The organism is Acinetobacter sp. V102_4, from assembly GCF_031799005.1.
GTDB classification, from domain to species: domain Bacteria; phylum Pseudomonadota; class Gammaproteobacteria; order Pseudomonadales; family Moraxellaceae; genus Acinetobacter; species Acinetobacter calcoaceticus.
Genome location: NZ_JAVQNR010000053.1, coordinates 194,926 through 217,753, shown reverse-complemented (window position 1 = coordinate 217,753; position 22,828 = coordinate 194,926). Strand labels below are relative to the sequence as shown.

General features: G+C 39.5%; 19 protein-coding genes. 10 read left to right on the top strand and 9 right to left on the bottom strand.

The window, feature by feature from the left end:
- Window positions 1-47 precede the first annotated feature (47 nt).
- The 7 genes from RMB13_RS21430 to betI all read right to left on the bottom strand — a co-directional run bounded on the left by RMB13_RS21430 (window position 48) and on the right by betI (window position 9,037).
- Window positions 48-1,382 (bottom strand): basic amino acid/polyamine antiporter, encoded by a 1,335-nt coding sequence (locus RMB13_RS21430; protein ID WP_132071946.1) that lies wholly within the window; start codon window positions 1,380-1,382, stop codon window positions 48-50.
- Window positions 1,383-1,387: 5 nt separating this feature from the next.
- Window positions 1,388-2,266, bottom strand: coding sequence for a homocysteine S-methyltransferase family protein (locus tag RMB13_RS21425; RefSeq protein WP_311086314.1), 879 nt, complete (start codon window positions 2,264-2,266; stop codon window positions 1,388-1,390).
- Window positions 2,267-2,482: 216 nt separating this feature from the next.
- Window positions 2,483-2,953: a hypothetical protein gene (locus RMB13_RS21420; protein WP_281831397.1), complete on the bottom strand. Its 471-nt coding sequence runs from the start codon at window positions 2,951-2,953 to the stop codon at window positions 2,483-2,485.
- Window positions 2,954-3,044: 91 nt separating this feature from the next.
- Window positions 3,045-4,685, bottom strand: coding sequence for a malate dehydrogenase (quinone) (mqo, locus tag RMB13_RS21415; RefSeq protein ID WP_004641704.1), 1,641 nt, complete (start codon window positions 4,683-4,685; stop codon window positions 3,045-3,047).
- A gap of 509 nt (window positions 4,686-5,194) precedes the next feature.
- On the bottom strand, window positions 5,195-6,853 hold the full coding sequence (gene betA, locus RMB13_RS21410; protein ID WP_311086313.1) for a choline dehydrogenase: 1,659 nt from the start codon (window positions 6,851-6,853) through the stop codon (window positions 5,195-5,197).
- A gap of 95 nt (window positions 6,854-6,948) precedes the next feature.
- Window positions 6,949-8,421 (bottom strand): betaine-aldehyde dehydrogenase, encoded by a 1,473-nt coding sequence (betB, locus tag RMB13_RS21405; protein WP_311086312.1) that lies wholly within the window; start codon window positions 8,419-8,421, stop codon window positions 6,949-6,951.
- Window positions 8,414-9,037: a transcriptional regulator BetI gene (gene betI, locus RMB13_RS21400; RefSeq protein ID WP_311086311.1), complete on the bottom strand. Its 624-nt coding sequence runs from the start codon at window positions 9,035-9,037 to the stop codon at window positions 8,414-8,416. Before betI ends, betB begins: the two co-directional genes overlap by 8 nt.
- A gap of 265 nt (window positions 9,038-9,302) precedes the next feature.
- Here betI and RMB13_RS21395 point away from each other — a divergent pair, with 265 nt between their 5' ends.
- The 4 genes from RMB13_RS21395 to RMB13_RS21380 all read left to right on the top strand — a co-directional run bounded on the left by RMB13_RS21395 (window position 9,303) and on the right by RMB13_RS21380 (window position 14,509).
- Window positions 9,303-10,925: a BCCT family transporter gene (locus RMB13_RS21395; RefSeq protein ID WP_311086309.1), complete on the top strand. Its 1,623-nt coding sequence runs from the start codon at window positions 9,303-9,305 to the stop codon at window positions 10,923-10,925.
- A gap of 123 nt (window positions 10,926-11,048) precedes the next feature.
- Window positions 11,049-13,115, top strand: coding sequence for a choline transporter (locus RMB13_RS21390; protein ID WP_017391742.1), 2,067 nt, complete (start codon window positions 11,049-11,051; stop codon window positions 13,113-13,115).
- A gap of 11 nt (window positions 13,116-13,126) precedes the next feature.
- Window positions 13,127-13,741, top strand: coding sequence for a MarC family protein (locus RMB13_RS21385; protein WP_003653161.1), 615 nt, complete (start codon window positions 13,127-13,129; stop codon window positions 13,739-13,741).
- 252 nt (window positions 13,742-13,993) lie between these two features.
- Window positions 13,994-14,509 (top strand): acyl-CoA thioesterase, encoded by a 516-nt coding sequence (locus tag RMB13_RS21380; protein WP_005303245.1) that lies wholly within the window; start codon window positions 13,994-13,996, stop codon window positions 14,507-14,509.
- A 114-nt stretch (window positions 14,510-14,623) separates the two neighbouring features.
- On the opposite strand, the gene RMB13_RS21375 is transcribed toward RMB13_RS21380, so the two are convergent.
- Window positions 14,624-14,824, bottom strand: a complete 201-nt coding sequence (locus RMB13_RS21375; RefSeq protein WP_005042359.1) for a hypothetical protein — start codon at window positions 14,822-14,824, stop codon at window positions 14,624-14,626.
- A 495-nt stretch (window positions 14,825-15,319) separates the two neighbouring features.
- Between RMB13_RS21375 and RMB13_RS21370 the strand changes: the two genes are divergently transcribed.
- Window positions 15,320-16,318, top strand: coding sequence for a GTP-binding protein (locus RMB13_RS21370; RefSeq protein WP_017391741.1), 999 nt, complete (start codon window positions 15,320-15,322; stop codon window positions 16,316-16,318).
- Between the two features lie 43 nt (window positions 16,319-16,361).
- Here the strand turns inward: RMB13_RS21370 and dctA are convergent, their stop codons facing one another.
- Window positions 16,362-17,624 (bottom strand): C4-dicarboxylate transporter DctA, encoded by a 1,263-nt coding sequence (gene dctA / locus RMB13_RS21365; RefSeq protein ID WP_005042354.1) that lies wholly within the window; start codon window positions 17,622-17,624, stop codon window positions 16,362-16,364.
- A gap of 187 nt (window positions 17,625-17,811) precedes the next feature.
- On the opposite strand from dctA, the gene RMB13_RS21360 reads away from it, so the two are divergent.
- From RMB13_RS21360 to pgaD, 5 genes are all read left to right on the top strand, one after another.
- Window positions 17,812-18,342, top strand: coding sequence for a YaeQ family protein (locus RMB13_RS21360; RefSeq protein WP_056478432.1), 531 nt, complete (start codon window positions 17,812-17,814; stop codon window positions 18,340-18,342).
- Between the two features lie 86 nt (window positions 18,343-18,428).
- On the top strand, window positions 18,429-18,767 hold the full coding sequence (locus RMB13_RS21355; protein WP_002117532.1) for an FKBP-type peptidyl-prolyl cis-trans isomerase: 339 nt from the start codon (window positions 18,429-18,431) through the stop codon (window positions 18,765-18,767).
- Window positions 18,768-19,011: 244 nt separating this feature from the next.
- Window positions 19,012-21,006, top strand: a complete 1,995-nt coding sequence (gene pgaB, locus RMB13_RS21350) for a poly-beta-1,6-N-acetyl-D-glucosamine N-deacetylase PgaB (protein WP_311086308.1) — start codon at window positions 19,012-19,014, stop codon at window positions 21,004-21,006.
- Between the two features lie 13 nt (window positions 21,007-21,019).
- Complete coding sequence (gene pgaC, locus RMB13_RS21345) at window positions 21,020-22,276, top strand: poly-beta-1,6-N-acetyl-D-glucosamine synthase (RefSeq protein WP_281831382.1); 1,257 nt, start codon at window positions 21,020-21,022, stop codon at window positions 22,274-22,276.
- Between the two features lie 88 nt (window positions 22,277-22,364).
- A complete protein-coding gene (pgaD, locus tag RMB13_RS21340; RefSeq protein ID WP_005042345.1) occupies window positions 22,365-22,784 on the top strand; it encodes a poly-beta-1,6-N-acetyl-D-glucosamine biosynthesis protein PgaD in 420 nt (139 codons plus the stop codon).
- Window positions 22,785-22,828 lie beyond the last annotated feature (44 nt).

Sequence of the window (22,828 nt, the reverse complement as noted above, 5' to 3'; positions counted from 1 at the left end):
GTTTTTAGACAACCACTGCTGAAATGGGTCAGCAGTGGTTGAAATACTTAATTTAGCTGATTTTGTTTGAGCGATTTTTTGTGCTCAAAGTAGCTGATTGAAAAAATAACCAAGCCGACCAAATACAAGACCACAGACAGGAGCAATAAATCTAATCCTGCTGCATAGAGTAACCAAAGCGCATAGATTGAAGCGACGCTTGCAATGGCAATATGTGGGGTACGTTTGTGGCGAATCGATTCTTTAAGATAAAAAGCCGACACCAGAAAATAAGGCAGTAAAATCATTACCGATGAAATCAATAAAAGTTGGGTGTAGTTTTTATTGAAAAAATACACGGCAATCAATGCGCCTTGCACGACCAGAGTGGTGAGCCAAAGCGATGAAATCGGCACATTATTCTGATTATTCTTTAAAAATAATTTTGGGAATGCACCATTTTTTGCTGCCAAATATGGAATTTCAGTTGCAAATAAAGTCCAGCTTAAATAAGACGAAGCAACAGAAATAATAAGGCCGATGGTAATAACGATAGTGCCTGGCAAACCGATGAGCTGCTGTAAAATGGTTGCCATTGATGGGTTATGCATGCCAGCAAGTGCTTCACGGCTGACCACGCCATAGGCCAATACTGTCACCATTACATAAAAAGTTAATGCCAGTAACACACCCAAAATGGTCGCTTTACCAATGTCATAACGGTTTTTTGCACGCGATGATAAAACCACAGCACCTTCAATACCGGTAAATACCCAAAGGGTAATTAGCATCAGGTCTTTCACTTGCTGCCAAAGTGGAACTTTTAAAGAGAAGTCATTTAAGTTGAGCTTGAATAAATCAAACTTAAAGGCAATGAAGGTAAAGAAGATGAAAACCACCATTGGAATGATTTTGGCAATGGTCGCCAGTAAATTCACAATTGCCGCTTCTTTAATGCCTCGACTCACTAACCAGTGTACAAGCCATACAAAAATGCTTGAGCCAATCAGTGAATAAAGCGTATTACCTTCACCAAAAATAATATGGTCTTTGCTGTCGGTAAACATGCCAACGCCCGAAAAGGCAATCACGACATAACCGACAATACCAATGGTGGTACATAACCAATAGCCCCAAGCAGAGCAAAACCCAATCAGGTCACCAAAACCTTCACGCGCATAGTTATAAATACCACCGTCTAGATCTGGTCGTTGGCGAGTTAAATGTAATAGCGTGAGGGCTAAGAAAATAATGCCGACTCCGGTAATGAGCCATGCAACAAGAAGGGCAGAGCCGTTGGCAACCTGAGCCATATTTTGGGGTAGGCTAAATACGCCTGACCCCACCATAGAACTAAAGACCAGCGCTGTAAGAGACAACAATCCAATTTTGGCAGCAGACATGGTATTTATTCTTTAAAAAATTGAGAGAGTTCAGCAATATGTTCTGGACCAATACCACAGCAACCGCCCACTAAACTTGCACCTGCTTGCTGCCACTGCTTGGCAAAACCAAGATAAGCAGGAGCATCAAGGTCTTTACGAATTTCATCAAGACCATCGTTGGCAGTAGCACTTTCATCTTGTGGCGGGAATGCATTGGCATAGGCACCAATTTGTACAGACTCTGGAATGAGTCCTTTAATTTCATTAATGGCTTGCAAGATTACTTCAGGCTGGCAGCAGTTAAACAAAACCGCGTTGGCATTTGACTGTTTTATAAAATCAGCCACTTGTTGCATGTTTTCGCCTGAGCGGAGTAAGGCTTGTTCTTGTGTAATTTCGTCTTGCAGGGTAAACGATACCCAATAGTCCTTACCATCTTTTGGTAATAAGGCATGCACTGTTTCGACTTCTTTTAAGCACGATTGAGTTTCTGCTAACCAGAAATCTACCTCTGGTGCCAATGTATTAATGATTGGTTCAGCAAGGTCTTTAGCCTGCTCAGCTTGAAAAAGGTCTGCACGGTAAGAACCAAATAAAGGTGGTAAGCAGCCTGCAATTTTGACATTTTTGCCGCTTTCTTTAACTGCATTTTTTGCTTGTTCGATGGCAACTTGAATTAAACGAATACCGTCAGTTTCAAAGCGTTCTTGCCCAATATGAAACGGTACAACAGCATAGTTATTGGTGGTAATGACTTCTGAACCAGCGTTGATAAAATCGAGATGTACTTCTTTTACTGTTTCAGGCGCTTCAATGAGTGCGAGCGCAGACCACTCTGGTTGACGAAATGGAGCGCCACGACGGGCCAATTCACGGCCTAAACCGCCATCTAAAATTTTCATAAATTACAACATAAAGGGAGAAAAAATATTTAAGTAATCTAGCGTGTAGAAGGGGCGTATTCAATCGCTAATATGCTCGATATATTTCTAAATAAATTAGATTGTTATGAATATTTTTTCTTAAAAGGAATTCTGTATATGATGTTCAATTTTACTGATGAACTTCATGTGAAAAAGAAGACTTATTTATATACAGCTATAGACTAAAAAACAATCTTAAAGTGCGCCATATTGTTGCCAACTTTCCCCAGTGTGCTGAGTTTTATAATAGGCTTTAAGTTGCTCAAGTTGACTAAAATGTATGCCTGACCAAATCAATAAGCTGATTAATATTAAAGCTTTATATAGGCTTCGAATTTTTTTTAAGTGAGTAAACGCCAATGACAAAAAAAACAGAGCCGGTAAAAATATAAAGAATTGAATAGGAGAGAAAAATAAATGAGTGGTACTGAAGTAGACTGAGACAGCACTGATTAGTAGATTTAAAATTGAAAATAGTTTTTGATATTTGCCGAGCTTAAATGCATAAGCAGTGATGGCAAGTAACACGGCTGAACTTACATAAATAGCTGTGCCGCCAATCATCCACATATAAAAACCGCTTACCAACAGATAAGCCAGTAGCACAACAAGCACGAGCTTAAAACAAAATGAAAAGAGGCGGGATGATGAGTTTAAAGGCGTCATAGCTAATCTAAATATTTCAACTGAGGTCTTAAAAAACAAAAGGACGAATCGAAATTCATCCTTTTGGAATTTTACTTATACATCATCAAACTTAGTTTGCTTTTGCAACAGGGGCAGCAGCAGTTTCATCGTTTGCCGCTTTAAACGGAGATGTATAGTTCAAGCCAAGTGTAGAACTTGTGTACTGACGAACTTTGTCGAGTAATACAGGATCTTTGCTTAGGTCTTGTTTATAAGAAACAACAATTTCATGAAGCTTCTGATTCCATTTACCTTCAGTTTGCTCAGGGAAAGCTTTTTCAAGCAAGTTGAGCATGATATATGGAGAAGTCGAAGCACCCGGAGACGCGCCTAACAATGCAGTTACAGCACCATCTTTAGACGCAAAGATTTCTGTACCGAATTGGAGTGTAGCTGGTTTACCCGGTTCTTTTTTGATGATCTGAACACGTTGACCACCTTGGCTTAAACGCCAGTCTTCAGCTTTCGCATCTGGGTAGTATTTACGAAGTTCATTTAGACGGTCTTCATCTGACATCATGACTTGGCTAACCAAGTATTTAACAAGATCAAGATTTTCCAAACCAACAGTGGTCATTGGTAAAACGTTGTTTTTGTTAGTTGATGCAAGTAAATCAAGCTGAGAACCATTTTTCAGGAACTTGTTTGAATACGTAGCAAATGGTCCAAACAATACATATTTTTTACCGTCGATATAACGCGTATCAATATGTGGCACAGACATTGGAGGCGCACCTAATTCAGCACGACCATAAACTTTTGCTGTGTGTTCTGCAGTAATTTTTGGGTTGTCAGTAATTAAGAACTCACCACCGACAGGGAAGCCAGCATATTGTTTCGCTTCTGGTAAACCAGTAAGTTGCAATAATTTAACTGCTGCACCACCTGCACCAATAAATACAAAACGCGTTTTAACGTGATCTACTTTACCAGTTTTCAAATTTTTGAAAGACACAGTCCAAGTTTTGTCATCATTTTGGCTGATGCCAGTCACTTCGGTTGAAGTCTGTAATTTGAAATTAGGGTTTTGGTCTAAACGATTCACTAATTGTTTAGTGATAGAACCATAGTTTACGTCAGAGCCAACATCCATACGGGTCGCTGCAACTTTTTGACTAGGGTCACGATCGTTCATCACTAAAGGCGCCCATTGTTTAATAACAGCTGGGTCTTCAGTAAATTTCATACCTTTGAACAACGGGCTTTGAATCATTGCAGCATAACGTTTTTCTAAGAATTGAACGTTATCGCCCCAAACGAAAGCAATGTGCGGAACTGGGTTAATGAATGATTTAGGTTCAGCTAAAACGCCTTGTTTTACCTGATATGACCAAAACTGTTTAGCAACTTCAAATTGAGAAGCAACTTTTTCAGCTTTGACAATTTCCATCTTACCGTTTTTTTCTTCGGTATAGTTCATTTCCATAAAGCCAGAGTGGCCTGTTCCGGCATTGTTAAAGCCGTTTGAACTTTCTTGAGCAACTTGGTCAAGACGTTCATACATACGAATTTGCCAGTTTGGTTCAAGCTCAGTGAAATAAGTACCGAGAGTGGCACTCATGATGCCGCCGCCAACAAGAACGGCATCAACAACTGGCTCATCTTTTGCAGTTTGAACTTGTTTTGACGTCGTCGGTCTAAACAAGAAAACGATACCTGCAATTAAAATAAGAATGATTAATACCAGAAGGTATTTCAAAAACTTTTTCATGTAAGGGGGACCTTAAAATAAGTTATTTGAGTCACTTAAGGTGTGAGGAAACCTAGACAGCGTATCCAGACAAAATGGATATAAATGCGAAGTAAATTCTCAAAATCAGAGAACTTATAAAAAAATAAAATTACTTGGGATTATCGCAAACACTCTATATTTTAGACCAATTTTGCATTGACAAGACAATTTTTATAATAAATGGGTTTCATCAATATCATAAATATGATTTATATTTGATCAATTTGAGCTTTAATAAGATAATTTTCAATAATTATTTTTAATTAACTATTTGAAATATAATTAATAAATTTTATTTGATTAAAGTTAAATCATTTGAAGAATATACGTATATAAAGATAGATGATTTTTTGTTTCATGCCATATTGATGTAAAACAGCTTTTTTTGAAGAGCTTATTTTCTGTCATACATCGTTCTTATTAATGCTTGGATTATAAATATTAAATTAAGGGTATATTTCTGCATAAGAAATATACCCTTTAAGATTTTATGAGGCTACATAGAATGGTGCAGTTGAACGTGGTAATGCTTCACGTCCACGAATTTGGTCTGCAATTTTCTCGGCAATCATAATGGTGGTTGCATTTAAGTTACCGGTAATAATAAGCGGCATGATCGAGGCATCAACCACACGTAAGCTTTGCATACCATGGACGCGCCCTTGACCATCCACGACAGCCATTTCATCTTCACCCATCTTACAGCTACAAGACGGATGGTAGGCCGTTTCTGCATGGTTACGAACAAAGTCGTCAAGCTCTGCATCTGTTTGCAAATGTTTGCCCGGACTAATTTCTTCACCACGATATGGATCAAGAGCAGGTTGCTGCATGATTTCACGAGTGATACGAATCGCATCACGGAACTCACGCCAGTCTTGTTCACTCGACATATAGTTAAACAAGATACTTGGATGCTCAAACGGATCTTTTGATTTAAGTCTAATACGGCCACGTGAAGGCGAACGCATTGAACCAACGTGTGCCTGAAAACCATGCTCTTTTACTGCATTACTACCATTGTAGTTAATAGCAACTGGCAAGAAATGGTACTGAATGTTTGGCCATTTGAACTCATCTGAACTACGAATAAATCCGCCTGCTTCAAACTGGTTACTTGCGCCAATACCTGTTCCATTAAATAACCACTCAGCACCAATTGCAGGTTGGTTATACCATTTCAAGGCAGGGTATAAAGAAACGGGTTGCTTACATTTATATTGTAGGTACATTTCCAAGTGGTCTTGCAGGTTTTCACCTACACCCGGCAAATCATGAACGACATCAATGTCCATTGATTTTAAGAAAGTACTTTCACCCACACCAGAGCGCTGTAAAATTTGTGGTGAAGCAATTGCACCTGCACACAGTAAGACTTCGCGTTTAACCAAAGCACGTTGTAAGTTGTTTTGGTCAGCCCCGATAATGTATTCAACACCCACGGCTTGTTTTTGATTAAACAAGATTTTATTAGTCGTTGCATGAGTCAGAATGGTGAGGTTAGGACGGCCTTTTGCCATATCCAGATAACCACGTGCGGTACTTGAACGGCGACCTTTAGGCGTTACCGTGCGGTCCATTGGACCAAAACCTTCTTGCTGGTAACCATTTAAGTCATCGGTACGCGGGTAACCTGCTTGTACGCCAGCTTCAACCATGGCATGGAACAACACATTATTGCCATTTTTAGGTGTAGCAACTGACACAGGGCCATTGCCGCCATGGTAGTCATTTTCGCCAATATCACGGGTTTCAGCTTTTTTGTAGTATGGCAAACAATCGGCATAAGACCAGTTTTCTAGGCCTTTATGGGTTGCCCATTGTTCTAAATCCATTGCATTACCACGGATATAGCACATACCATTAATTAAAGATGAGCCACCTAAACCTTTACCACGACCGCATTCCATACGACGGTTGTTCATGTGCGGTTCAGGGTCGGTTAAATAAGCCCAGTTATAGCGACGACCTTGAAGAGGGTAGGCCAAAGCTGCCGGCATTTGGGTACGAAAATCCAAACGATAATCTGGTCCACCAGCTTCTAATAATAAAACGGTGATATCTTTGTCTTCAGTAAGACGTGCAGCAAGTACATTTCCGGCAGATCCTGCGCCAATGATAATGTAATCATATTCTTTAATATTCATAACTATCCTTTTTTTACTAACAGTTTGCCTGAGCAATCTATAAAGATTGCTCTGCATATGTGATTTAGGTTGAAGTGTTTAAGGCAATTGATGCATTAAAAAATGCTTTGATAATCGCCAAGTTCAACTTGAATAGATTTGATACGGGTATAGTGCCCAAGCGTGGTTAGACCATTTTCACGGCCTACACCAGATTGTTTGTAGCCACCCACTGGCATCTCGGCAGGCGATTCACCCCAAGTGTTAATCCAGCAAATACCAGCTTCAATTTGGTGAATAATGCGATGAGCGCGGCTAATGTCTTGAGTGACAACGCCAGCAGCTAAACCAAAGGTGGTGTCGTTAGCACGACGAATCACTTCTTCTTCAGTCTCGTAGCTTAAGATGCTCATGACTGGTCCAAAAATTTCCTCTTGAACAATTGCCATCTGGTCATTGCAGTCGCTAAATACCGTCGGTAGTACATAAGCGCCTTTAGCAAGGTCACCTTCTGTTGCACGTCCACCACCAATTAAGACTTTAGCGCCTTGTTGTTTGCCTGACTCAATGAAAGACAAAACTTTTTCCATATGAGGGAAGCTGGTGAGTGGACCGAAGTTGGTTTCTTCAGCCATTGGGTCACCAATGCGAATACGTTTTACACGCTCTACAACGGCTTTTTCAAAATCGGCTAAAAGAGATTTTGGAACAAAAACACGTGTACCGTTGGTACAAACTTGGCCTGAACTAAAGAAGTTCGCCATGACAGCAATATCTGCTGCGCGATTAAGGTCGGCATCTTCACAAATAATCAGTGGAGACTTACCACCAAGTTCCATGGTGACTTCTTTAAGTGTAGAGCCAGCAGCGCTTGCCATGACTTTTTTGCCAGTTTCAACACCACCTGTAAATGAGATTTTCTCAATTACTGGATGTTCAGTTAACCACTGACCAATTTCACGGCCTGGCCCTTGAACTACGTTGAATACGCCGTCTGGTAAGCCAGCTTCTGTATAGATTTCTGCAAGTTTAAATGCAGTAAGAGGGGTGGTTTCACTAGGTTTGAAAATCATGGCATTGCCAGCAGCAAGGGCAGGGGCAGATTTCCATAAAGCGATTTGAATTGGATAGTTCCAGGCACCAATACCTGCAACCACGCCTAAAGGTTCACGGCGTGTATAAAAGAAACTTGATTCGCGAAGCGGAACTTGTTCACCCTGAATAGCTGTTGCAAGGCCTGCATAATATTCGAGTACATCTGCACCAGTCACAATGTCGACGGTAGATGTTTCGCTGTAGGCTTTACCAGTGTCTAGCGTTTCAAGACGGGCAAGTTCATCATTACGGTCACGCAAAATGTCGACTGCGCGACGTAAAATACGTGAACGCTCCATGGCTGTCATGGCAGCCCAGATTTTTTGTCCTTGTTGTGCGCTTTGTACAGCAGCTTCAATATCTTGTTCAGATGCTTGCTGAAGAGTTGCGATCGTCTCGCCGTTGGCAGGGTTAATACTATTAAATGTTTTACCACTGGTTGCTTTAACGTAGCGTCCATGGATATACAGTTGATGAACTTGTGCATCACTCATTTTGTCTCTCCTGCAAAGGCTTGTTCGCAAATTGAACTTGCGTTTGTACATAATCGTAAGCAATGGAACGGGCAAGATTGCTGTCAAACTCGTTATGACGGCTTAAACTGCCTCGTAACCATAATCCATCAATCAATGCTGCCAACCCTCTAGCGGCAACACTGGCCTGTTGTTCATTCATTAACTTGAGAAAATAAAATTTCAAGTTAGAGTACAGGCGTTGATCATTAATCTTTTGCAAGCGGCTTAAGTCTGGTACATGCATACTCGCTGACCAAAAGTCTAACCAGACCCGCATTGCTTTTTCATTAACCTGACTAATGTCAAAGTTCGAGTCGATAATGGCCTTAATTTGGCTCTCTGGATGCGAATCTGCTTCTGCTCTGTACTGTTCGGCTTTACGACGCAGAACATTTAACATTTCTTGCATACAGGTATTGATCAACCCTTGTTTGTCGCCAAAATAATGGCTGACAATGCCGGTCGACAGCTCGGCTTTTTTTGCAATTTGTGCAATGGTGGTATTGGATAACCCCACTTCATAAATTACGTCGAGTGCAGCGTTCATAATTTCTTCACGTCGCACGTGCTCTGGTTTTACTCTGCGTTTTGTCATGTTTTTCCACATCAGCACTTTTAGTGGTGCTTTAAATTCAGCATGTTAACTTGCAGAGCATCATAGCACTTTTTTTATCATACTTGTTATTGATTGAACGTTCAATCAATAACAAGTATGATATGTAAAAATCAATGAATTTTTGAAGATTGCCTCTAGGAATAAAGAGGTAAAATCAAAGATTCTTAAGGATAGGATGATGCGCATAAGTACATTACTTATCACGTTATTTTGAGAAAATACACCGATTGCAAGGAGCAATAAGATGGTGTTGAAAAGTGATAAATATTCTTCAGACCATATTCGGTTAAATCGTTTTGTATTTTGGAGTTCGGCCATCAGTATTGGCATTTTTGGCCTACTTTTTGTGCTGTTTCCAGAAAAAAGTCAGTTTTGGCTGACCTATGTACAAGAGCAGGTAAATCACTTTTTTGGGTGGTATTACATGTTGGTTATTGTGCTGTGTTTGGGCTTTGTCGCTTGGCTTGCTTTTTCAAAAGTGGGGCAAATACCCTTAGGAAAAGACGACGACAAACCTGAGTTTACTTATTTGGCATGGACTTCAATGTTGTTCTCGGCAGGTATTGGGATTGCGTTACTTTATTATGGCGTTGCCGAGCCTGTTGATCACTTCTTGAGGCCACCAGAAGGTGAGGCTGGAACCATTCAAGCTGCACGAAATGCCATGACCTATAGCTTTTTGCATTGGGGGATTCATGGCTGGGTACTCTATGCATTGCTTGGAGTCACTCTAGGTTATTTCGCTTTTAGACAAGATCTGCCCTTAGCATTACGTTCAGCGCTTTATCCAATTTTTGGAGAGCGTGTTCATGGCTTGGTGGGAGATTTTGTTGATGGTTTTGGAATTTTAGCAACGGTTATTTCCTTGGTCACCAATTTAGGAATTGGTGCTTTGGTACTCGTATCTGGTATTTGCTATTTACTTCCTCAAATTCCTGATAACTCTGTGACCTTAATTACTGCCGTTTTGGTCATGATGTTTGTTGCCACGATTACGACAGTGGTCGGCATCGAAAAAGGTCTGGCATGGTTATCTCGTATTAATTTACGTCTACTGTATGCCTTACTTTTATTTGTATTTTTAACGGGTCCTACAAATCATTTATTAAATGGTCTTGTGCAAAATACGGGTGATTATCTAAGCAATTTTATTGGTAAAAGCTTTGATATGTATTTATACAACCAGAAGGCAAGTGGTTGGTTAGGTTCGTGGACAGTCTTTTATTGGGCATGGTGGATTGCTTGGGCACCTTTTGTAGGGATGTTTATTGCCCGTATTTCAAAAGGACGTACGATTCGGGAAGTTATTCTGGGTGTATGCCTGATTCCATTAGGCTTTACGCTAGCTTGGATCTCGGTTTTTGGAAATACGGCAATTTACTTTATCTTGAACCAAAAACAGAAAGTTTTGGGTGATATGGTCTTAACTGATCCGGCATTATCTTTATTTAAGCTACTCGAATATCTGCCATTTAATCCTTATGTTGCTGGCATTGTTGTTGTAATTTGTTTCGTTTTATTTTTGACACCAGTTGGCTCTGGTACACTAATGATCGCTAATTTGTCCTCAAAAGGGGGCACCAATGATAGTGATTCACCGATCTGGTTACGCGTCTTTTGGTCTGTGGTAATTACCATTGTAAGTATTGGCTTGCTTTTAGCCGGTAGTTTTAACTCCATGCAAAGTGCTGTGGTGTTATGTGGTTTACCATTTTCAGTCATTATTTTGCTTTATATGTTTGGCTTAGCCAAAGCGCTAAAGCAAGATGATTTTGACCCTCAATTAGTGAAAAAGCAGTTAGCTGTTTCAAAAGACATTTCGGTTCCATCGAATGGTGACCAGAATAAAGTGACTGAGGTTTTATAACCTCAACCGATCACATCTATATATTATTTTTTTGCGTTTAAAGTCGTCTTTTCATTGTTTTAAATAAGAGTGAAAAGACGAAATTAAATATTTTGTTTTTATTTTTTATTCCTTGAGGATTGTATGGCAACAGATAATCCAAGAGCAGTTGATGATTTAACATTATCTAAATCTAAAAAAGACCCGCTCAACCGTGTGGTTTTTTATTTTTCAGCTGTACTTATTTTAATTTTTTCTCTCGTCACGTTTTTGTTCAACGATTTTTCAAACCGAATCATGAACACCGTACTTCAGTGGGTAACTTCAACCTTTGGTTGGTATTACTTGCTTGCCGCAACACTTTACATGGCGTTTGTGATTTTTATTGCCTGTTCAAGATATGGCAGTATTAAATTAGGACCTAAGCATTCAAAACCTGAGTTTAGTTTACTGAGTTGGTCTGCCATGCTGTTTTCGGCCGGTATCGGTATCGATTTAATGTTCTTCTCGGTCGCTGAGCCTTTATCTCATTATATGCAACCTCCAGTCGGAGCAGGTCAAACCTATGAGGCAGCACGCCAAAGTATGGTCTGGACATTGTTCCACTATGGTTTAACTGGTTGGTGTATGTATGCCTTGATTGGCATGTCATTGGGATATTTTAGCTATCGTTATAATCTGCCGCTTACCATTCGCTCTGCACTCTACCCAATTTTTGGTCAAAGAATTAATGGTGTAATTGGGCATAGCGTTGATACAGCTGCCGTTATCGGGACAATTTTTGGTATTGCAACGACCTGCGGGATTGGGGTGGTACAGCTAAATTATGGGCTACATGTGTTATTGGGATTACCAGAAAACATCTGGATGCAGTTTATCCTGATTGCTGTCGCGGTTGGTATTAGTATTATTTCGGTGACATCAGGCGTTAATAAAGGCCTGCGGATTTTATCTGAAATCAATATTTATGTTTCGATTGGCCTTTTACTGTTTATCTTATTTTTGGGAAATACTGAGTTTTTACTCAATGCCCTTGTTCAAAATGTTGGTGATTACTTAAGTCGTTTCCCGTCTTTGGCCTTACAAAGTTTTGCGTTTGAACAGCCTAAAGAGTGGATGAGTAGCTGGACCTTGTTCTTCTGGGCATGGTGGATTGCCTGGTCTCCATTTGTAGGACTTTTTCTGGCGCGTATCTCAAGAGGGCGTACCATTCGTGAGTTTGTGTCTGGTACTTTAATTATCCCGCTTTTATTTACGATCACGTGGTTATCTATTTTCGGTAATAGTGCGTTGCACAGCGTTATTTTTGAAGGGAACCAAACCTTAGCTGCCACTGTGTTGGCGAATCCAGCTCATGGTTTTTATGATTTGTTAGCACAATATCCGGGCTTTACGTTTATTGCTTCAATTGCCACCGTAACAGGGCTTTTGTTCTATGTGACATCTGCTGATTCGGGAGCGCTGGTTTTAGGTAACTTCACCACAAAGTTAACTCATATTGATAATGATGCTCCGCGTTGGCTGAGTGTGTTTTGGGCAATTGCGATTGGTTTACTCACGCTAGCGATGCTGATGACCAACGGGATTACGGCTTTGCAAAACGCAACCATTATTATGGGGTTGCCGTTTAGTTTCGTGATGTTCCTTGTCATGGCAGGACTTTATAAGTCCTTAAGGCTTGAAGATTACAGGCAGGCTAGCCGCAGTATGAATGCAGCTCCAGTGGTGGGTAATGTTGATATTTTGAATTGGAAACAGCGTTTAACCCGAGTGATGCATCATCCGGGAACCACTGAAACTCTGCGCATGTTGGACACCGTCTGCCGACCGGCAGTTCAGGCCGTTGCTGATGAACTCATTAAACAGGGAATGAACGTGGATGTGCAGCAAACGCTACTCGAAGATGAAGACACGCTTTACCATCTCGACTTCACTATTCATTTGGAAGAAGAACAAAACTTCGTTTACCAGATCTGGCCTGTACGCTATAGCGCACCGATTTTCAGTCAACGTGTGAAACGGGGTAAACAGTTCTATTATCGACTTGAAACCTATCTTTATGATGGTTCTCAAGATAACGACCTCGTTGGTTACGGTAAGGAACAGGTTATTAATGACATTTTAGATAAATATGAAAGACATATGACGTTCTTACATATTAATCGTATTAGCCCAGGGAACCGACCTTTGTTCCCAGATCCACAAGCTTAAGAGGACAATGCATGGCTTCTCCTTATCTACATTCTTTTGCTTTATTTTTCTCTTTGCTCAATCCATTTTTAATGAGCATTTATATGATTGGCCTAATCCGCCATTCAGAAACAAAGGTGTTTAATAAAGCACTGATTCAGGGAAGCTTGATTGCTTTTGTCGTGTTCATGCTATTTGCATGGGGCGGCGAAACAATTTTTAGTAAATATCTGAATGTACGTTTTGAGGCCTTCCAGATTTTTGGAGGCCTTATCTTTTTGGTCATTGGCTATCGCTATGTTTTTCAGGGTGCCGATACGATTGGTGAAATGCGAGGAGCGCCAGAACATCTGGCTGGCACCATTGCAATGCCATTTATGATTGGTCCGGGAACTATTAGTGCCGCTGTGGTTACAGGCATTGAAATGTCAATTGGTGAGGCAGCCTTAGTGATTGCCTTCACCTTATTTTTAACCTGTAGTATTTTGATTTTGATGAAATTTTCACATGATCATTTACGCTATAAACATGCCAAGCATATCGACCGCTATTTTGACATTGTGGGCCGTTTATCTGCTTTATTAATCGGAACGATCGCCATTGATATGATTATTAATGGTGTGACAGGCGTTATTACTAAAGTATAGCGAGTGATCTGTAAGACCCTGCTATGCCATTAAGCGTGGAATAAAATGGCATAGCATGTTCTATAAAACTTTAAAATAAATGATGCAGCTATAAAAAATAACTTTAAAAATAATGCTTTAAAAAATTAGATTTTAAAAAACAATCAGAGATATTAAAAAATACAATGCCATGTTGTGGATTTAATCATGTTTTTTTTGTGAATTATCAACCATAATGTTGACTGAGCTTGTTTTAAGACACAGAGTTGAGCTATGCCTACATTAGATGAAATAACCACAGCAACTGATGATCAGTCTGAATTGACGATGTCAGTTTTGATGACGCCTGATATGGCAAATTTTTCAGGTAATGTTCATGGTGGTACGATTCTAAAACTACTAGACCAAGTCGCTTACGCTTGTGCGAGTCGTTATTCGGGTGGCTACGTGGTGACTTTATCTGTAGATAAGGTGAATTTTAAAGAACCTATTTATGTAGGTGAGCTGGTAACCTTCTTGGCAAGTGTTAACCATGTAGGCCGTACTTCAATGGAAGTGGGAATACGTGTTGAAGCCCAAAATATCCAGAAGCGTACAGTGCGCCATACCAATAGCTGTTATTTCACTATGGTTGCTGTTGATGAACAGGGCAAGCCATGTGAAGTACCTCATTTGAAACTTGATACAGAGTGGAAACGTTGCCGTTTTGAAGCAGCCGAGCACCGTAAGGTTTTACGTCTACAAGAAAATCACAACCCATCTTGTAGTATGTATAAGAAATCTTCTTAAAAAAAAGGATCGAACCGCAGCATGGTTCGATCCTTTTCTTCTTTACTGAAATTCAGCATCCATTTTTCATTTCAGTAAAATTATCTCTGAGCTTGGAGGAGAGTGCTGAGAGAATTAACGAGCTGCAGGAGCAGCTTCAGAAGCAGAACCTACAGCATCAGATGCAGCGTTTGCTGTGTTTGCTTGTTCTTGAGTTGAAACAACAACTTTCTCTTCACCAGCAGTGCTGTGTGCTTGTTCATGTTTAGAAGCAGCGAAAGTTGATACTGCAGTTAAAGCTAAAGTTGTTGCAAGTAGAGTCTTAGCTAATTTCATTTTATGGCATCCTTAAATTCATTAAAAAAGTAAATCAAACCTAATCGTTCATACCTACACGAAACGTATATGGCTGAATGACTAAGCTAGGACACATGCTAAGCCGAGCTTGGGATTACATCAATTAACTTAACAATCTATTACGCCTATCTTAACAATATGAAATATACGGACCGTTTATGTGCGGAATCTGTAAAGTTAACTGGCTTAAATACACCTTAAAATGTGTAAAAATATTTCTTATTGAGTGAAAAAAAACCAATTGTGTTACGTAAACCTAACACTTTGGCATGAATTGTGAATATGCATAAATAGAATATTCCGTTTGAGTTGAGGTTATCTAAAGTTAATTTAGATTTTAAATGAGATGTAAGTCTCATTTTTGGTTTGTTAAGTAAAAATTAAAAAATCATCGGCCAAGTTTAAAAATCATTTACATGACAAAAAAGAGTGATATACCTAAAATATTTTAGACCGTTCTAATTTGAGTGACTCGTGAAATTTATTGCCCAAAAAACTGTTCCTACCCATATTATTTCCGGTTTTTTAGGGGCGGGAAAAACCACGTTATTACAGCATTTATTAAGTCAGAAGCCTAAAGATGAGGTCTGGGCTGTATTAATGAATGAGTTTGGGCAAATTGGAGTAGACCAACAACTCTTACCTCAAGATGAAGGATATGCAGTCAAAGAATTATTAGGTGGTTGCTTATGTTGTAGCAGTCAATTGCCTATGCATATTGCTTTAGCCCGTCTATTGAGTGAACAAAAGCCAGACCGACTATTTATTGAACCGACTGGTCTTGGGCATCCTTCGCAGTTATTTGATCAACTGACTGAACCGCATTGGCAAAGTAGTTTAGCCATGCGAGCATTAGTCACAGTTGTAGATGGTAGCCGTTTGCATGATACAAACTGGGTAAAGCAAAACCTTTATGAAGATCAGTTAAAAGCTGCCCAAATTGTGGTGGTGTCACATACTGATGTGATGACTTTTGAAGATGATCAGGCACTTGAGTTATTAAAAGAAGAATATCAGCCTTATCAACAAGAGTGGATTAAAACTGAACATGGTCAGTTAGCGTTAAATAAAATTGATGCGGTTGCTCGTTTAACCGAACGCTCTATTCAACCTTTACTTAAACTTCAAAAACAAATGACTGAAACTGAGGTCGTGAAAGAAATTCAGCAGTTACCTTATCATTATGTCGAGTCGGCACAAGGTTATATTGTTGCGGGTTGGAAATTGCCTAAACGCTGGAAGTTTGAGTTTTATGCTTTGCTCGATGTGTTATGTGCACAAAAAGATTGGCTGCGAATTAAGGGAATTTTTAATACGGATCAAGGTTGGAAAACCTTTAACTTTAATCCGCAGCAATTTAATTATAAGTCTGGCGAAGAGGGAATTGATAACCGGATTGAAATGATTAGCCAACATGAACACGATTGGTTGGCATTTGAAACTGATTTATTGAATTGCCGAATTGAAGATTAGAGAACATTGAGAAAAAGATGATTCAATGTTCTCTGAACGAATTTTAAGGTTTAGTATTTAGCACGGCTTTAGCTTGAGCATGGTCAATATCCTTTTCCCAATGCGCAATGACTACGGCCGCAACACAGTTACCAATCAAGTTGGTGCAGGCACGAATAATGCCAATGAACCAGTCGACTGAAAGTAGAAGTACTAGACCAATCGCAGGCAGGCTTGGAATAACAGAAAGCGTGGCTGCAAGAATAACTAAAGCTGAACCGGGAATGCCATGTGCACCTTTAGAAGTAATGAGTGAAACTAATAAAATAGCCAGCAAGTCATGCGTAGATAAATCAATATTGCAGGCTTGTGCAATAAAAATAACAGCTAGAGTTAAGTAAATTGAAAACCCATCTAGGTTAAAGGAATAACCAGTTGGAATAACCAGTCCTACGGTTGAATCTTTAATTCCCAAATTTTTAAGCTTTTTCATAATTTGAGGAAGAACAGAGTCAGAAGAGGCAGTACCTAAAACAATGGCTAGTTCATCTTTAAAATAAGCCACAAATTTGAAGATGTTGAGACCAGCAAGTTTTAAAATTGAACCTAAAACAATAACAACAAATAAAATGCAGGTTGCATAAAACAGTAAAACTAAATAACCCAATTGTAGAAGTGAATCTAAACCAAATTTGGCAGTGGTATAGGCCACTGAACCAAAAACACCAATTGGAGCTAAACGAATAATCAGTCCCATAATTTTAAAGAAGACTTCAGAAAAAGCTTCCAAAGCCTGACGTACCAGCTCTGCCAAATGTTTAGGAATTAAAAGTAGTGCTACACCAAATAAAATAGCGATTAATAAAACTTGTAAAATATCGCCGTTTGCAAAAGCAGCCGTGAAGGTTTTTGGAATAATATTGAGCAGAAATTCCGAACCTGTGTGCATTTCATGTGCACGTTCGGTATAGGTGCTTAAATCTTTTGCATCTAAATGGCTGATATCGATGTTCATGCCAACGCCAGGTTTAAATACATAGGCCACAATAATGCCTAAAACTAAAGCAATACTGGTGACCACTTCAAAATAAAGAATGGTTTTTGCACCGACTTTGCCCATTTTTTTGATGTCATTTGCACCATAAATACCGAGTACAACCACACAAAACACAATTGGTGCAATCAGCATCTTAATTAAAGAAATAAAACCATCACCCAATGGCTTTAAAGATAGGGAGAAATCATGAAAACCAGCTCCAACTGCAACACCAAGAAAGAGAGCACAAAGAACCTGTAAAAATAAACTACGCTTGAGCTTTTGCCACATAAGTCATCAATTTTAGGAAGAGGAGAATATCTCTTTTAAGCAAAAAGCCAGCCAACTCTAAAATAAGTGGAGCGTTTTGGAAGAATATGCAAATTTCGCCATCGTGATGTTTTGCATTACTCAGTTTTTTTATAATTTTTAGCTAAAATCGAGTATCCTTAGCGCCAAATTTTGGAACATATTAATCATGGCGCTTAAAGCAACAATTTATAAGGCAGACTTGAATATTGCGAATATGGATGACCATATTTATGGTGATTACCAACTGACGCTTGCCTTACATCCTTCGGAAACATTAGAACGATTAATGGTTCGTTTAATGGCCTTTGCCCGTTTTGCAAGTGATGAGCTTGAGTTTACAAAAGATCTTTTTGAAACTGATGAACCAGCGTTATGGCAAAAAGATTTAACGGGTCAGTTAGAAACATGGATTGAAGTGGGCTTACCTTCGGAAGATAAAGTTAAAAAAGCGAGTGCACGCTGTAAACAAGTTGCGATTGTTGTGTATGGCACACAAGTCGAAGAGTGGTGGAAGAGAAATAGTAAAATTAAAACTTTAAGTAACGTTCAGGTTTGGCAAATCGCACCTGCAAGCACAGCTGAGCTCGAACAACTGTGTGAACGTACCATGCAGCTACAGTTAAATGTGATGGATACAGAGTGGACTCTTTTAGGTGAAAAGGGTCAGGCAAATGTCGTGTGGACACAGTTACAGTAAAATAGAAAAGCGCAACAAATTCTACAGATTCAATTGGTACACTAAGTACCAGTTGCTATTTAAAGATTCTGTTTAAGGGGTAAACCATGTCAAATGAATTAGAAATTATCGATTTAAAAGTAGGTGAAGGTAAAGAAGCGGTTAAAGGCGCTTTGATTACGACTCACTATACAGGTTGGTTAGAAGACGGTACAAAATTTGACTCTTCAATCGACCGCGGTAATTATTTTGAATGTGTGATTGGAACAGGCCGTGTCATTAAAGGCTGGGACCAAGGCATCATGGGAATGAAAGTTGGCGGTAAGCGTAAACTTATTGTACCTGCTCATTTAGCATATGGTGAACGTAAAATGGGTAAGATTATTCCAGCCAATTCTAATTTAATTTTTGAAATTGAATTGTTTGATGTCAAAACCCGTGACTAGCGAAAAACTTAAAGCCCTTTAGGGGGCTTTCTTGTTTATATGAGCTTTAAATATAAATACATTCATAATTTATATTTTAGCTTTTTGAATATTTAAGCTTATTTTCAGGTTATTTGATTATAAATGCTGACTGAAAAACTGTTCATTTGTGGGCAGGATGATATTAAGACCAAATTTCAGAAAATTTGTGTCCTAACATCAAATTTCACATAAATAATCTATATTGTTATTGAGACGCTATTTCATGATTATCCGCTTTGCATCTCCTTTGTTGAATCTTACGCTTGGATTAGCCCTTACTGGCATGTCTGGTATGGCATTGGCTAAACCACAAAAAATTGATGCTTCAACACTTACGGTCATTGGCTATCATGAAATTACTGATACAAAAAATGCAATGATTCCTGAGTATGCGGTAACGACTCAACAATTTACACAGCACGTTGAATGGTTGCAAAAGAATGGTTTCCATTTTATTACCGTTGATCAATTAATTCGTGCACATCAAGGCAAATATCAACTGCCGACTAAGCCAGTATTATTGACTGTAGATGATGGTTATCAGTCTTTTTATCAAAATGCATATCCTGTTATTAAGGCAAAAAAGATTCCGGTTGTTTTGGCTGTAGTCGGTTCATGGTTAGAACCAAAAGCTGGTCAAAAAGTTGACTTCTCTGGCGAAGAAATCTCTCGCGATAAGATCTTAAGCTGGAATGAGCTTAAAGAGATGCAAGACAGCGGTTTAGTCGAAATCGCGAATCATAGCTATCATTTGCATCGTGGTATTACAGGAAACCCGCAAGGCAACTCTGAACCTGCTGCGACCACACGTTTTTATGATGTTAAAACACAAACATATGAGAACGATGCACAATATCAGGCACGAATTTATAACGACCTGAAAAAGAATAATGACTTATTAAAAGCGCATGGCTTACGTTCACCACGTATTATGGTATGGCCATATGGTCGCTATAATATGCAGACTGTTCAAATTGCAAAAAAATTAGGCATGCCAGTGACCATTACGCTTGATGATGGGGCAGACCATGCAAAACAATCTCTACAAAATATGAGCCGTATTTTGGTAGAAGGTGGAATGACAACTGATGATTTAGCTCAGGAAATTAAAAACCGTGAATTAAATTTAACGGATAATAATCGTCCGCAAAAAATCATGCATATTGATCTGGACTATATTTATGATCCAGACCCGAAACAACAAGAGCGTAATTTAGGACACTTGTTAGATCGAATTAATGGCATGGGTGTAAATACAGTTTATTTACAGGCATTCTCAGATCCAGATGCGAATGGTTCTGCTGATATGGTTTATTTCCCAAACCGTCATATTCCAATGCGTGCGGACTTATTTAACCGTGTTGCATGGCAAATTCAAACGCGCACATCTGTAAGCCGTATTTATGCATGGATGCCGTTATTGGCGTGGGAACTACCAAAAACTGATCCTGTTTCTAAGGACTTGGTGGTGACTCAGCAGGAAAAAGCAGGTGAACACCTTAATATGGGGTATATCCGTTTAAGTCCATTCTCAGCCGATGCACGTCAAACGATTCGTGAAATTTATCAGGATTTGGCAAAATCAACGCCATTTAATGGCCTCTTGTTCCATGATGACGTGACATTATCTGATTATGAAGATGCAAGCCCTGATGCTTTAAAAGCCTATGCGAAACAAGGCTTACCAACAGATTTAGCAAAAATCCGTGAAAACGATCAAGACTTGCAAAAGTGGACTGCATATAAGACAAAATATCTAGATGATTTTGCGATGCAACTCGTTGATGACGTGCGACAATATGAACCGTTCTTGATGACTGCACGCAATTTATATGCGCAAGTTGCTTTAAAACCATATGCGGAAAATTGGTATTCTCAATCTCTTGAAGAGTCATTAAAGCGTTATGATTTTACAGCTATTATGGCAATGCCTTATATGGAACAGGTCGATAATGCTGATCAGTTCTATAAAGATATGGTTGATCGGGTAAAACAATACCCGAATGGCATCAAGAAAACCGTTTTTGAATTACAGGCAACCGACTGGCGTAAAAACGAAAAGGTACCTTCAACTGAAATGGCAGCAACAATTCATTCTCTTTATCAGCAAGGGGTAATGCATGTGGGATATTACCCTGATGACCCAATTAAAGATCATCCGGATGTTGATGTAATGCATAAAGCATTTGCTGAAAAATCCTCTCGTCTTGTGCCGTAGTCGGGGCTGAAACATGACAATCTTTGCTGCAATATGGTCGCATGCCTTAAAATTCGTTTTTTATTATCCATTATTCATGTCGTATTTATGGATGATGGGTGCGATCATTTTCTATTGGAAAGAACGTCAGGCTCCGCCTTACGATCAACCAGCTCCATTGGAAAGTTATCCAAAAGTCGCTGTATTAGTTCCTTGTTTTAATGAAGGGGATAATGCAGAAGAAACCATTAGCCATGCTTTAAAACTGGACTATCCTCATTTTGAAGTCATCGCGATTAATGATGGTAGCTCAGACAATACAGGCGAAGTACTCGACCGTTTAGCAGAACAACATGAAAAACTGCGTGTTGTTCATTTGGCTCAAAACCAAGGTAAAGCCATGGGATTACAAGCCGGAAGCTTAATGACCGATGCCGAGTTTTTAATTGGTATTGACGGTGATGCTTTACTTGATCCACATGCAGCAAAGTGGATGATTCGTCATTTTCTTAAAAATCCGACTGTTGCTGCGGTGACTGGAAACCCGCGTATCCGCACTCGCTCAACTTTATTAGGGCGTATTCAGGTCGGTGAGTTTTCTTCGATTGTAGGCATGATTAAACGTGCACAACGTACCTTTGGTCGCTTGTTTACCGTATCAGGCGTGATTACCGCTTTTCGTAAAAGCGCCGTTCACCAAGTCGACTATTGGTCACCAAATATGTTGACTGAAGATATCGATATTACTTGGAAATTACAGCGCGCAGGTTGGGATATTGAGTTTGAGCCGAATGCCTTGGTTTGGATTTTAATGCCTGAAACCTTAAATGGGTTGTGGAAACAACGTTTACGTTGGGCAATGGGTGGCGCACAAGTATTAATTAAAAATATTGATGTGTTCACCAAGCCAAAATTGAATTTTTTATGGCCTTTAATGTTTGAGCTTTGCTTAACATTAGTTTGGTCATATTTAATGCTAGCGATGGCTGTATTGTGGTTGGCACATTTTATTTTACCAGTACCAGCCCTAGCCGTTGTGAGCTCTCCATTTTTACCGTATGGTAGCGGTATTTTATTGGGGGCAACTTGTCTAATTCAGTTTGCTTTAAGCAAATGGATGGATAGTCGTTATGAACCAAACCTAGGAAAAAATTATTTCTGGATGATTTGGTACCCGCTAGTCTTTTGGTTAATTACTATTTCGGCAACCATTGTGGCATTTCCAAAAGTCTTACGACGTGGAGATGAGAAACGAGCACGTTGGGTGAGCCCGGATCGGGGCATTCGTTAGATGAAATGCAAGAGTCATGAGATTTTAAAGATCGTGCTGTATTGATGTCTGGGGAAAAACCACAGCACTCCGTTAGGTAAAGAGAGAAATGAAGACAGATTCGTTGATTATTGATTTACGCCGTCAATTACCATGGCATAAACGCTATGCTTCTACAACAAGCACAGCGATGATGTGGGCGGTTTGGTTGTTGTTGTGGCGTCCGTTCGTGTTTGTATGGCTATTGGTTGAACTACAAAAAACTCATTTGGTACACCGCTTATTTAGTGCCTTTGGTTTAGGAATTGAACATGGCCTTACAGCATTAATTGCTTGTGCAATTTGTTTATTGTTGTGGAGCCATGTGCTACCTGAGCGTCGTGTCGGTGGTAGTGCGCTTAAAATGAAACAGACTGATGATTATGCACGCTATTTTGATTTACCTGAACATGAAATTGAGCAGGGACGTAGCCAAAAAATTACAGTCGTTCACCACGATGAACTAGGTAAAATCGTTAGAGTTGAATAAGCCTGATTAATCAAATAAAGCCCACTTGAAGTGGGCTTTATTAT

Excerpts from the sequence above, each read along its gene's own strand:
- RMB13_RS21360 (WP_056478432.1), top strand. The coding sequence starts at position 17,812 with ATGGCGCTTAAAGCAACAATTTATAAGGCAGACTTGAATATTGCGAAT.
- betI (WP_311086311.1), bottom strand. The coding sequence starts at position 9,037 with ATGACAAAACGCAGAGTAAAACCAGAGCACGTGCGACGTGAAGAAATT.
- RMB13_RS21380 (WP_005303245.1), top strand. The coding sequence starts at position 13,994 with ATGCCTACATTAGATGAAATAACCACAGCAACTGATGATCAGTCTGAA.
- RMB13_RS21355 (WP_002117532.1), top strand. The coding sequence starts at position 18,429 with ATGTCAAATGAATTAGAAATTATCGATTTAAAAGTAGGTGAAGGTAAA.
- pgaB (WP_311086308.1), top strand. The coding sequence starts at position 19,012 with ATGATTATCCGCTTTGCATCTCCTTTGTTGAATCTTACGCTTGGATTA.
- pgaD (WP_005042345.1), top strand. The coding sequence starts at position 22,365 with ATGAAGACAGATTCGTTGATTATTGATTTACGCCGTCAATTACCATGG.
- RMB13_RS21425 (WP_311086314.1), bottom strand. The coding sequence starts at position 2,266 with ATGAAAATTTTAGATGGCGGTTTAGGCCGTGAATTGGCCCGTCGTGGC.
- mqo (WP_004641704.1), bottom strand. The coding sequence starts at position 4,685 with ATGAAAAAGTTTTTGAAATACCTTCTGGTATTAATCATTCTTATTTTA.
- RMB13_RS21420 (WP_281831397.1), bottom strand. The coding sequence starts at position 2,953 with ATGACGCCTTTAAACTCATCATCCCGCCTCTTTTCATTTTGTTTTAAG.
- RMB13_RS21390 (WP_017391742.1), top strand. The coding sequence starts at position 11,049 with ATGGCAACAGATAATCCAAGAGCAGTTGATGATTTAACATTATCTAAA.
- RMB13_RS21430 (WP_132071946.1), bottom strand. The coding sequence starts at position 1,382 with ATGTCTGCTGCCAAAATTGGATTGTTGTCTCTTACAGCGCTGGTCTTT.
- pgaC (WP_281831382.1), top strand. The coding sequence starts at position 21,020 with ATGACAATCTTTGCTGCAATATGGTCGCATGCCTTAAAATTCGTTTTT.
- betA (WP_311086313.1), bottom strand. The coding sequence starts at position 6,853 with ATGAATATTAAAGAATATGATTACATTATCATTGGCGCAGGATCTGCC.
- RMB13_RS21385 (WP_003653161.1), top strand. The coding sequence starts at position 13,127 with ATGGCTTCTCCTTATCTACATTCTTTTGCTTTATTTTTCTCTTTGCTC.
- betB (WP_311086312.1), bottom strand. The coding sequence starts at position 8,421 with ATGAGTGATGCACAAGTTCATCAACTGTATATCCATGGACGCTACGTT.
- RMB13_RS21375 (WP_005042359.1), bottom strand. The coding sequence starts at position 14,824 with ATGAAATTAGCTAAGACTCTACTTGCAACAACTTTAGCTTTAACTGCA.
- RMB13_RS21395 (WP_311086309.1), top strand. The coding sequence starts at position 9,303 with ATGGTGTTGAAAAGTGATAAATATTCTTCAGACCATATTCGGTTAAAT.
- dctA (WP_005042354.1), bottom strand. The coding sequence starts at position 17,624 with ATGTGGCAAAAGCTCAAGCGTAGTTTATTTTTACAGGTTCTTTGTGCT.